This is a genomic window from Butyrivibrio sp. INlla18 (assembly GCF_900103635.1).
Taxonomy (GTDB): domain Bacteria; phylum Bacillota; class Clostridia; order Lachnospirales; family Lachnospiraceae; genus Butyrivibrio.
Genome location: NZ_FMXK01000005.1, coordinates 119,323 through 131,458, shown reverse-complemented (window position 1 = coordinate 131,458; position 12,136 = coordinate 119,323). Strand labels below are relative to the sequence as shown.

Sequence of the window (12,136 nt, the reverse complement as noted above, 5' to 3'; positions counted from 1 at the left end):
AAAATGAACTATTCGATGGTCAGATACATCTTATTTAGGATCATCAGGGTAATGGGATGTCTTTTGATGTTGCCATTTCTGGTGGCTCTTGTTTACAAGGAATATGACAGTGCTGAGTCATTTTTCCTGCTAATCGTAGTAACCTTGATCATAGGCATAGTGGGATCACATTTAAAGCCAAAGAGTAAAGTTATTTATGCCAAAGAGGGCTTTACTATCACAGCTCTTGCTTGGATACTTATGAGTTTACTTGGCGCTGTCCCATTTGTTATGACAGGAACTATTCCAAATTATATTGATGCTCTTTTTGAGACAATCTCAGGTTTCACAACAACTGGAGGTAGTATCCTTACTTCTATGGATGGAATCGAGAAGAGCGTACAGTTCTGGAGAACCTTCACTCACTGGATCGGTGGTATGGGCGTTTTGGTATTCCTTCTTGCTGTAGTACCTATGGCTGATGGATATAGCATGCATCTTATGAGAGCAGAGAGCCCTGGACCAGTAGTAGGTAAGATCGTTCCTAAGGTAAAAGACACAGCTAAGATCCTTTACCTTATTTATCTTGGAATTACATTGGCAGAGATCATCTGCCTCTTTATCTCAGGACTTCCAATCTATGATGCGGTCACTATTTCTTTTTCTACAGTAGGAACTGGTGGATTTGCTGTTAACAATGCTGGTATTGGCGGATACTCAACTATCAGCCAGGCAATCATCATAGTATTCATGGCACTTTGCGGTGTTAACTTTACTGTTTACTATTTCCTTTTAAACAGAAAGCCAAAGGAAGCCTTTGCTATTGACGAAGTTAAGTATTACTTTGGAGTAATGCTGATCGCGGCAGCAGTTATTTCACTTAACATCTACAGAGCTGGCGTACTTGATAGTGCTGGATTATCATTCCATCATGCTTTATTTGCAGTTACATCAGTAATGACTACAACTGGTTTTGGAACTTTGGACTTTGATAAATGGCCTATGCTTTCCAAAATGATACTTTGTATCTTGTCTTTGGTAGGTGCCTGCGCCGGATCAACAGGTGGTGGATTTAAGTTCTCAAGAGCCATCATCATAATCAGAAATGCTAGAAATGAACTCAACTACCTTGTTCATCCAAAGGCTGTTAAAAGAGTTTATATGGACGGACATACAGTAGAGGGCACAACAGTTAAATCTGTTTCAGCTTACCTTGGACTTTATGTTGTAACATTCATTGCTTCAACTTTGGTTGTAGCACTTGATAACTTTGATTTCCAGACAACAGTTACATCAGTTGCAGCTACACTTAACAATATCGGACCTGGCCTTGGAATGGTAGGACCTATGGGTAATTACTCAGAGTTCTCTTATTTATCCAAGATTGTCCTTATGTTTGATATGCTTGCTGGAAGACTTGAGCTGTTACCAATTTACATAATGATAAAACCAAAGACTTGGAGTAAATAAAAATCTAAAATAAATATAAAATTTTTATAACTTTTTCTGTTGATAAATGTGTCCAAAGTGTGATAATATTTAGTAGGCTTTGTGAAATAAAATATTATACAGGTGGGTAAAAGATGACAAAAGCTAGAAAATTAGCGCTTATCGTCCTTACTACCGTCTTATTTGGGGTAGGTTTCTTCGCAGCAACGGTGATATATGCGAAGACTGATTCAAATGTCAACGCGGAAGACTCTAAGAGCGTTTATTGTGAGAGCGCCGAAGAGAATTTCAAAGACTTATTGGCACAGGATGAGAATGGCGATAGCAGTTCTTTGACAGAATCTTCAGGGGAAGATGAAGATTTAGTTAGGCTTACACAAAGAGTTACGGTTTACGACGAAAACGGAATTCTCCCATATAGTGGGACTTTAACAAAGATTCAGGATGCTTTTTATCCTGGAACATACAAGATCAAATTCAGTAATAATGCAATACTCAATTCAGATGCAACTATTTTAGTTACTATGGACGTTCAGGCGGGGGATAGCGTGTACGTTCTTACAGGTAACAAGGAAGTTGGCTACAAGGAGTATGCTGAAGTGACAGTTTCAGAGGCTGGTAGTGTTGCGTTTGAGACAAACATACTTCAGAACTACACACTCTCAACAACTGATATCAGTAGTGCACAGGCTGCAATGGCAGAGTATGTTACCGAGTGATCAAGTCAAATAATTTAGATTATTGCTCCAGAGCAGGTGATGAACTTGTTCTGGAGTTTTTGTTTGCCCCGCTATCCTTAATTGGCGCTGGGAATTTTATTTAAAAAGCTAGGGTAGTCAATCCCAAGCCGCTTTGCGGTGCGCTTCGCACAGGATTGACAGCCCTAGCCTTTTAAATATTCGGTAGTTAAGCCAATTAAGGAGTAGGAGTGCCTTGGCGGCGAGCCTCTGTTACCTGCAAGTCAAGGCAAAGAGTAGATGCAGGTAAAGATTTGCGAGGAGATGAAGCATTGATGTCGAAAATATTACCTGCAAGTCAAGTGAACGAGCAAATGCAGGTAAAGATTTCCGGGGAGATGGAGCCTAAGGGCTGAGAATATTACCTGCAAGTCAAGTGAACGAGCAAATGCAGGTATAAATTTGTGGGAGGAGAGAGCCGGAAGGCCGAGAATATTACCTGCAAGCTAAGAGAAAGGGTAGATGCAGGTAAAGATTTGCGGGTGGATGGAGCCTAAAGGTTGAGAATATTACCTGCAAGTTAAGTAGAAGAGTAATTGCAGGTAAAGATTTGCGGGAGGATGGAGCCAGAAGGCTGAGAATATTACCTGCAAGTCAAGTGAACGAGCAAATGCAGGTATAAATTTGTGGGAGGTGAAGAGCCAGAAGGCTGAGAATATTACCTGCAAGCTAAGAGAAAGGGTAGGTGCAGGTAAAGATTTGCGGGAGGATGGAGCGTGAATGCTGAGAAAGTTACCTGCAAGTTAAGAGAAAGAGTAGATGCAGGTAATATTTGCAGGGAGAGAGTGCGTTTAGGCGTGCCGATGCCCTTTCCTCACCCTCCGTGGCGGCGTGACGCTCACCTCTCCTTGCTCGGCTTAACTACTTAGTATTAGAAAGAAAAGGCTTGTCAACTCCGTAGCTGCGAAGCGGTGCGTATGTCGCAGAGTTTACAAGCCTTTTATTTCTAATACAGTAGTTCCCGCCGAGCAAGGACCTGTCTGAAAACACTTTACGTTGTCGCTGGTCCCTATACAAGCTAATTACACAGCGCATACCTTATCAGATACAGCACCGTTAAATGAACGGGATAATAGGCGTAGAAGATATACTTGAGATTGCCAAGCTTCTTGCCCTGCAATCCACTATAGAATGCCATTAGGATAAATGCTGGGAAAGCATGAGATTCATTTGGCATAAGTGAAATAAAGAGAAATCCTGCAATGAGGTTAACAAGGTCAAATGGACGTAGGAAATAGAAGATGATCACAAGAGCTATTCCATAGCCGCGGTAGTCACAATGAATATATTCTGCTAATAGAATTGCAGGTGTCATCAAAACTCCAGAAAGTATGTAGAACAAGATAGTTGGAAACTTCTTATCTTCCATCCATTTCTTGATAAATTCAATTCCCCACAGCGTAATAAATGCAATGAATAAAGTCCACATTACGTTACACTGATCTGAGCCTGTGTCAAATGCGTAGTCATAAGGAAGTTCAGATAGAAGAGCAAAACAAAGCAGACTAAGAGCATATCTTAGTCTGCTTTTTGTATGAATGAAACCTTCTACAAGAAGGAAGCAAAAGATGGGGAAGGCAGACCTTCCAATCCATCTGCATGCTTTGTATATAGTTTTGATCTTTTCAAATGTTTCATGGTCAGGAATAAGACCTGCCTGATTAACTGGAATAATGATAGCTGCGCCTATGTGATCGATGAGCATCGTGATACAAGCGATGATCTTTAAAACATTGCCATTAATTTTGCGATAAGGTTTAAGATCTATAGGCATTTGTTTGTCCTCGTATTATTCGAAGATTACTTTATCCCAAGTGTCATCAGGGATAAGAGCAATGTAAGTCTTACCAGTGTTGATCTGAAGCTCTTCACCGTTCTCATCATAGAACTTTGTTACAGCAGTCTCGCTTGACTTAACCCATGTGATATCCTTGGCTACACCATTTGTAAGGTACCAAGCATTCTCACCTGAACCGATACAGTTGTAGATGAGGTAACCGTTTTCATCAAGCTGTGTGAAAGAACATTTCTGAAGGATTACGTTCTTGAATGCAAGAACTTCACCTGAATCTTCATCTTCGTGAGGCTCGCCATACTCTGAGTACTCATACATGCCTGTCTCAGCGTTGTATGTAAGAGTTGAACCATTGTGCTTGAAAGGAAGAGAAACCTTGTTGGCTGTGTATGATCTGTCATACTTCTCATCGAGGTTGATCTCTGTTCCGTAAGGTACGAAGTTGAAGTGTGAACCTTCATTAGCAAACTCATTATAAGTAGCTGAGATATTATACTTCTCAATCTGAGAATTCATATCGCCGCTTAAGATGTACTCTGTAAACTCTCTCTTCTTACCATTGTTTACTCTTGAGAATACTCCTGAAAGATGGTCCTTAGCCCAATCTTTTGCGAAGTAAGCATCGTTGTGGTATGGGCCACCATCGTGGCAAAGAATTGCGTTCCATTCTGAAGCAAGAAGGATGTTTGTAGGACGTGTACTACGAATACTTCCGAGCTGCTCTACATTGTTCCAATCCTTAACGACGCACATAAGTCTTGTGATACGGTCGTTCTTGGTGCTGTTCATAAGTTCGTAAACTACGTCAGCCTGAGCTGTACCATAGTGTGGAAGAGCTGTAAGCTCATTATCTACCATTGCAGCGATAGGACGTTGATCCTGGATATCTTTGCTGATAGGCTCACCAGTAAGTTCACTGAAGTACATGTCATCAGGAAGAACATAAGCTTCATCAGCAGCTGCTTCTTCTGTAGTGCTCTCTGTAGCTGCGTCATTAGCTTCGATCTTTTCATAAGAAACTTCTGACTGAGCGTCATCATTTGTATTACCGTCTGTCTTACCACAAGCTGCTACTGAAAGAATCATAGTCATGCTAAGTATTGCAGCAAGGGCTTTTTTTCCGTGTGTTTTATTGAACATATAAATAATCTCCCTTATAAAATCAAATCAGTAACTATTGTACCAAATATCTATAGAAAAAGCTAATTGCTATATGGATAAAAAATGATAATGATAGATGTTGACAAAACAGTCTATTCATTATAGACTTAAAATAGGTCTAACACAAATAGACCAGAAAGGAAAGAAATGAAAATAGAATTAGGCGAAGTACAGATGAAATTTGCAGAATTAATATGGGAAAATGAACCTATCGGTTCTGGAGAGTTAGTAAGACTATGTTCACAGAATTTTGGGTGGAAGAAATCTACTACTTATACAGTGTTAAAAAAATTGTGTGAAAAAGGTCTATTCCAAAATAATGAGGGGATTGTTTCTTCGTTGATTAGCAAAGATGAATTTTACTCAAAAAAAACAGAAGAGTTTGTGGAGAATACATTTGGGGGTTCACTTCCAGCTTTTTTTGCAGCTTTTACTTCGAAGCAGAAACTTTCTAAGGAAGATATAAAGGCGATAAAGAAAATGATTGATGATGTTGAAAAATAGAATGGGGGGAAAATATGGGGAGGTTATTTACTAGTGTCATTGAGATGAGTATATCGTCTGTTTTCTTGATTCTATTTGTGATAGTAATTAGAAATCTTTTTAACAGAATGTCAAAAAAATTCATGAGTGTATTGTGGCTCTTTGTGGCTATCAAGCTACTTATTCCTGTGTCTTTTGAAGTACCTATAGTATTGCTTCAAAACTTTACTCCTATATCTGACACTGTAATGAGTGAAATTCAACGGGGAAATATGATATTTTCTTCAATGGAGCAAGATTTTCAATCTAATCGTATGATTGCTGAGGAATATAATTGGGAATCTTATGAGCCTGATAATAGTTCCAATGTTGATTCTGGACAACAGAACAATAATGTAGATATATCTGATGCAAGCAGGATAGATGATAAAAAACTGATTATCGAAAAGGCTTTTGAGTGTTTTACTATCATTTGGTTATTAGGTATATTGACTTTTTTTGCATATGATGTGTTTAGTAACGTACAAATCATAAGAAGGGTTAGAGAATCGATTGAGCAAAAAAAATATAGAAATGTGTTTCTTTGCGATAATATTGATACACCCTTTGTTTTTGGGGTGCTAAATCCGAAAATTTATATACCATCAGGAATTGATGAAGAAGTATTAAAAAATGTAATAGCGCATGAGATGGCACATATTAAACGTGCTGATCATATCAGAAAACAGTTAGGATATATTATATTGGCAATACATTGGTTTAATCCACTTGTATGGGTGTCGTATATTCTCTTTTGCAGAGACATAGAATATGCATGCGATGAGAAGGTAGTGAGTAGAATGTCACTTGAGGGTAAAAAATCATACGCGTTATCATTGCTTTTTTGTAGCACCAGGCGGAAAACAGCTATTTATTATCCTATAGCATTTGGGGAAATTGCTGTTAAAAAAAGGATAAAACAAGCATTTAATTACAAAAAAGTGCAAGTATGGATGATAATCTTGTTTTTGTGTACATGTACATTTATTTTTGCACTGTTTTTTACCCATTTTACTAACTCAACTTTTGGAAAAGACAATTCGGGATTATTTGATGTGGTTAGAACAATTTCAAATGAAGGAGTGTATGACGTAGGAAACAGCTTAACGCTAGATGAATCGCAAAGTATATTTGATGTAAACCATTATTATAATGTTTCAACAAAAGTTTATGATGGGAGAGTATTTGTTGAAAAAAACGATGGAATATATGAGTACGATAATAATAGTAACATATTTAAAAAAATAACAGATAAATATTATTCATTGGGAGCTGTTGCTCAGAATGGTTTGTATTTGTGTGAAATAGTATTAAATGATAATAGTTGTAGTTATAATTTGGTATATTTGGATGCAGGAGATTATAGCATTAGTATACTGGACGATGATATTGACTTGTCAAATTCGGAGGGCGTTTCAAATTATTTAGGGATGTATGTTGATGGTGAAAAATTATATATTGAAGGCGCTAGTTGTTGCTTAACATATATAATTCATTCGGATACAAATGTTGAATATGAATCAAAGCAAGCCAATATTAGCAACAATGTTTATCCATTTGCTGCAATATATTCTGCTGGGTTAAATAACGCTGAGTTGATTGAAAGAGACGACTATTTAGTGGGGAATTTAAAGATAACTAAATATGATAATAGCGTTGAAATATATGAAAATGTTAGAGATGTTATGCTGACTCCTTATGGAGCTCTTGCAAGAAAAGGTAAAGAAGATAATGATATCTATTTCATAGATTTTGAATCTAATGCTATGAAACTTGTTTATGATTTAGAAGAACACCAAGGAATTTATGGTGGATATAATACGTACGACCAAGATGGATTTTATGGGATGGTATTTAAAGAAAATAATAAATATGCATTAATTTATTGTTCATGGGAAGGAGAAAGCAAGGAACTGTATGAATATTCTAGCGATGAATTAATCTTAGGAGTAGACGCAAATATGAGTATTGTTGATAAGTGGCTATATTTTTATGATTACAATGATCACAACATGAAAAGAATCAATGTTATGAATGGTAACATTGAAAAAATATAATGCAAAGGAGAAGAAGGTATGAAGAAAGTGATAGCAGCATTGTTGTGTAGTAGTGTGGTTTTTGCATTATTGGTTCCGCACTCGGTGGTTTTTGCAGAGGAAGACGATTCTGAAATGGAAACTGTGGAATTGGATTTGTCTGATTTAGAAGAGATGGGGCCTGATTATGTTGAAGAAAGCAAGTACAGTTTGATTGTTACAACAAGTGGTGGAAACCTTAACGTGAGAGATTGGCCTATTACTGGCAATATTATTGCAACTTTGCCAAATGGAACGATTGTGGATACTCCCTACAAAACAAAAGACAAAGCGCATGTAGATGGATGGATATGGATTGATGTTCCTGTTGAGGGATATGTTTGCATGGATTATTTAAAATATCCCGGCGGTAGATAAAATAATTGCAGACTAAAAATTTCGAATTATACGCACTAAAGGGCCTTTAGATAAGGCCCTTTTTGATTGGAATACAAGATATGGTATACTTAGAAGCATGAGGTGACAAAAATATGAGACTGAAATTTATTGGGGCAGATCATGAAGTTACAGGCAGTTGCCATTTTATTGAGGCATGCGGCAAGAACATTTTAGTTGACTACGGAATGGAGCAGGGCAAAGACTATTTTGAAAACGTTCCTCTTCCAGTGTCAGCGCCAGAAATAGATTATGTTTTCCTGACACATGCTCATGTGGATCACTCGGGAAATCTTCCACTTCTATATGCTAAGGGTTTTAGAGGCAAGATATATGCAACAGAAGCTACAGTAGATCTCTGCGATATCATGCTTAGAGACTGCGCGCATATTCAGATGCAGGAAGCTGAGTGGCGTAACAGAAAGGCCAAAAGAACTAAGGATTTAGATCTTATGGAGCCTTCCTATACCATGGAAGATGCTGAGAAGACCATAAAGAGCTTCATTCCATGTGTGTACAACAAAGAGATAGAAATCTGCGAAGGCGTCAAGATACGCTTTACTGATATAGGACATCTCTTAGGATCAGCCAGCATAGAAGTTTGGCTCACTGAAAAGAATGTCACAAAGAAGATCGTTTTTTCCGGAGATATAGGAAACAAGCATCAGCCACTAATTAGAGATCCTCAGAAGACTCCAGATGCTGACTATGTAGTCATGGAGTCAACCTATGGAGACAGGCTTCATAGCGAGACAAGACCTGATTACATAAAAGAGCTTGCGGAGATCTTAGAGAGAACTTTTAAAAGAGGCGGAAACGTAGTCATTCCTTCTTTTGCAGTAGGAAGAACTCAGGAGATGTTGTACTTTATAAGAAAGATCAAAAAAGATGGCCTTGTAAAGTCACTGCCAAACTTCCCTGTGTTCGTAGATAGTCCCCTTGCTGTTGAAGCAACTGAAATATTCAGAGCAAATCAATCAGACTGCTACGACGAAGAAGCCATGGAGCTTGTTAAGAACCACATAAATCCAATAACTTTCCCAGGACTTAACCTGGCAATTACTACAGAAGAGTCACGAGCTATTAACGAAGATCCAGAGCCAAAGGTCATAATCTCAGCATCAGGTATGTGCGAAGCAGGTAGAATCAGACATCACCTTAAGCACAATCTCTGGAGAGAAGACAGCACCATTCTTTTTGTGGGATATCAGTCAATCGGAACCACAGGACGAGCCATCATAGATGGAGCTGACCAGGTCAAACTCTTTGGAGAGACGATCGACGTCAAGGCAGACATCTGCAAGCTTGACGGACTTTCAGGACATGCTGATAAAAACGGTCTTATAGAGTGGATAGAAGGATTTACTGCCAAGAGACCAAAGAAGGTATTCATCGTTCATGGCGAAGATAGTGTATGTACTTCTTTTGCCGAGTGTCTTAGAAACGAACACGGATACGATACCTACGCGCCATATAGCGGAACAGAAGTTGACCTTATATCAGGAAATATCCTGGTTGAAGGTAAGCCGATTCCTGTTAAGAAGAAAGAATCAACTCTTGTATCTGACGTTTATGCAAGACTTAAGGCGGCAGGTGCAAGACTCATGGGCATCATCGCAAGGAGCGAGGGCATGACCAATAAAGACAAGGCGAAATTCGCCGATCAGATCAATTCACTTTGTGACAAGTGGAGCAAATAAGGGAGGAGCAAACATGAGTAGAGCAGACGAGATCTTTATCGACATGTGTAAAGATATCTTAGAAAATGGAACATCAACAGAAGGGGAGAAAGTAAGACCACACTGGCCTGACGGAACACCAGCTTACACCATCAAGAAATTTGGCGTAGTCAACAGATATGATCTGTCAAAAGAGTTCCCAATCATGACTCTTAGAAAGACTGCCCTTAAGAGCGCAACAGACGAGGTCCTTTGGATATATCAGCAAAAGAGTAATAACATCCATGACCTTCACAGCCACATCTGGGATGAGTGGGCTGACGAGACAGGCTCAATTGGTAAGGCTTATGGTTATCAGATCGGTCAAAAGAGTATCTATAAAGAGGGCGAGTTTGACCAGATGGACAGAGTCATCTATGACCTTAAGAACAACCCATTTAGCAGACGTATCATGACAAATACTTATGTATTTAATGATCTGCATGAGATGAATCTTTATCCTTGCGCATACAGCGTAACTTACAATGTTACACAGAAAAAAGGCGAGGACAGACTTACACTTAACGCAGTATTAAACCAGAGATCACAGGACGTTCTGGCAGCAAACAACTGGAACGTAGTACAGTACGCAGTTCTTGTGCATATGCTTGCACAGGCATGCGATATGAATGTTGGTGAGCTTGTGCATGTAATTGCTGATGCTCACATCTATGACAGACATGTGCCACTTATTAAGGAACTTATTGAGAGAAAGCCTCTTCCAGCACCTAAGTTCCACTTAAATCCAGATGTTAAGGACTTCTACAAGTTCACTCGTGATGACGTTTCACTTGAGGGCTATGAAGTCGCTGGAGAACAGCTTAAAGATATTCCAATAGCCATCTAAGGAGGATTTTATGCAGGCAATCGTAGCAGTAGACAGCAATTGGGCAATTGGTAACAAAGGACAGCTCCTTGTGAGCATTCCTGCTGACCAAAAGAACTTTAGAAATATTACAATGGGTAAGACAATCGTATACGGAAGAAAGACTCTTGAGACCTTCCCAAGACAGGTTGTGCTCCCAGGAAGAGATAATATCATTCTTTCTACAAGAGAAGACTACAAGGTAAAAGACGCAGCTGTTGCTCACAGTAGAGAAGAGCTTCTTCAGCTTGTAGATGATTTTGATACCAATGATGTATTCATCATCGGAGGAGAGAGAGTATACGCAGATTTCCTTGATCTGTGCGATACAGCGATCGTTACAATGATCGACAAGGAATATGAAGCAGATGCGTACTTCCCAAATCTTGATGAGAACCCTGAGTGGGAACTTGTTGATGAGAGCGAAGAGCAGGTATATTTTGATATTACTTACACATACAGAACTTATAAAAGAAAATAAAAAATATTAAGCTTGTTAATATGGAAAGAGTATGAAAATGGCAAGAAAGAAAGCGCTTGTTCTGGTGAACAATACGTCAGGTATGGGGAAAGCAGGAAATGATACATTAGCTATCGTGACTAGGCTTGCTGAAGGCGGTTTCGAGCCCATAATCTATCCCATTATTCCGGGAACTGACCTTACATCAGAAACTATTATAAATGAGTATGATGGAAAAATTGAAAGGCTGGTATGTAGCGGCGGAGATGGTACATTAAATCATGTACTGAACGCAGTTATGGATATGAAAAAGAAGCCTGTTCTAGGTTATATTCCATCAGGAAGTACCAATGATTTTGCAAAGGGCTTGGGAATTCCAAGTGTCCGAAGTAAGGCTCTTGAAATTGCAGTAAATGGAAGGCCATACACCTACGATGTAGGTAAAATGAACGACCACTACTTTAACTATGTGGCGGCGTTTGGAGCTTTCTCAAAGGTAAGCTATGCAACAGATCAGGAACTTAAAAATGTTCTTGGCTACGCTGCTTATGTACTGAGCGCCATGACTGAGATACCACAGAGTTTGGGTTATAGCTGCCACATGAAGATTGAGGCAGATGGCCTCATGGAAGAAGGAGATTATATCTTTGGCGCAGTTAGTAATTCAGCGTCAGTTGCAGGTATGACACTCTTTGCAGATACAGATATCAAGCAGGATGACGGACAGATGGAACTACTGCTCATAAGAGCTCCAAAGAATCTGGCAGAGTTCAATGCTATCATTGCTGCTCTAGCAACCAAAGAGCCAGACAATCCATATCTTACTTATAAGCAGGTAAAAAATGTTAAACTTGTTTCAGATGAAAAGATTGAGTGGACACTAGATGGTGAGTTTGGTGGAGCTTATAAGAAAACTACAATAGAAGTAGTAAATAAAGCAGTATCAATAATGATTAAGTAAAGATTTTAAATTGAATGC

General features: G+C 38.9%; 11 protein-coding genes. 9 read left to right on the top strand and 2 right to left on the bottom strand.

The annotated features are described in order from the left end of the window. Window positions 1-3 precede the first annotated feature (3 nt). Both BLS24_RS03400 and BLS24_RS03395 read left to right on the top strand, forming a co-directional pair. Window positions 4-1,449: a TrkH family potassium uptake protein gene (locus BLS24_RS03400; RefSeq protein WP_091756154.1), complete on the top strand. Its 1,446-nt coding sequence runs from the start codon at window positions 4-6 to the stop codon at window positions 1,447-1,449. A 113-nt stretch (window positions 1,450-1,562) separates the two neighbouring features. Beyond that, window positions 1,563-2,147, top strand: a complete 585-nt coding sequence (locus BLS24_RS03395; RefSeq protein ID WP_091756152.1) for a hypothetical protein — start codon at window positions 1,563-1,565, stop codon at window positions 2,145-2,147. A gap of 1,036 nt (window positions 2,148-3,183) precedes the next feature. On the opposite strand, the gene BLS24_RS03390 is transcribed toward BLS24_RS03395, so the two are convergent. Continuing rightward, window positions 3,184-3,939 carry a TraX family protein gene (locus BLS24_RS03390; RefSeq protein ID WP_091756150.1) on the bottom strand — a complete coding sequence of 252 codons (756 nt, stop codon included), beginning with the start codon at window positions 3,937-3,939 and terminating at the stop codon, window positions 3,184-3,186. Window positions 3,940-3,954: 15 nt separating this feature from the next. Next, the gene (locus BLS24_RS03385) at window positions 3,955-5,100 is read right to left on the bottom strand and encodes a DUF3048 domain-containing protein (RefSeq protein ID WP_091756148.1); all 1,146 of its coding nucleotides are present in this window, start codon (window positions 5,098-5,100) and stop codon (window positions 3,955-3,957) included. A gap of 168 nt (window positions 5,101-5,268) precedes the next feature. Between BLS24_RS03385 and BLS24_RS03380 the strand changes: the two genes are divergently transcribed. The 7 genes from BLS24_RS03380 (at window position 5,269) to BLS24_RS03350 (ending at window position 12,118) form a co-directional block, all read left to right on the top strand. Further along, entirely contained in the window at window positions 5,269-5,625 is a 357-nt protein-coding gene (locus tag BLS24_RS03380) for a BlaI/MecI/CopY family transcriptional regulator (protein ID WP_091756146.1), read from the top strand. Between the two features lie 14 nt (window positions 5,626-5,639). Further along, window positions 5,640-7,700: a M56 family metallopeptidase gene (locus BLS24_RS03375; protein WP_091756144.1), complete on the top strand. Its 2,061-nt coding sequence runs from the start codon at window positions 5,640-5,642 to the stop codon at window positions 7,698-7,700. Between the two features lie 18 nt (window positions 7,701-7,718). After that, complete coding sequence (locus tag BLS24_RS03370; RefSeq protein WP_091756142.1) at window positions 7,719-8,096, top strand: SH3 domain-containing protein; 378 nt, start codon at window positions 7,719-7,721, stop codon at window positions 8,094-8,096. A gap of 113 nt (window positions 8,097-8,209) precedes the next feature. After that, window positions 8,210-9,814: an MBL fold metallo-hydrolase RNA specificity domain-containing protein gene (locus BLS24_RS03365; RefSeq protein ID WP_091756140.1), complete on the top strand. Its 1,605-nt coding sequence runs from the start codon at window positions 8,210-8,212 to the stop codon at window positions 9,812-9,814. A gap of 13 nt (window positions 9,815-9,827) precedes the next feature. Next, on the top strand, window positions 9,828-10,679 hold the full coding sequence (gene thyA, locus BLS24_RS03360; protein WP_091756138.1) for a thymidylate synthase: 852 nt from the start codon (window positions 9,828-9,830) through the stop codon (window positions 10,677-10,679). 10 nt (window positions 10,680-10,689) lie between these two features. Next, on the top strand, window positions 10,690-11,178 hold the full coding sequence (locus BLS24_RS03355) for a dihydrofolate reductase (RefSeq protein WP_091756135.1): 489 nt from the start codon (window positions 10,690-10,692) through the stop codon (window positions 11,176-11,178). A gap of 37 nt (window positions 11,179-11,215) precedes the next feature. Beyond that, window positions 11,216-12,118, top strand: a complete 903-nt coding sequence (locus BLS24_RS03350) for a diacylglycerol/lipid kinase family protein (RefSeq protein ID WP_176764316.1) — start codon at window positions 11,216-11,218, stop codon at window positions 12,116-12,118. Window positions 12,119-12,136 lie beyond the last annotated feature (18 nt).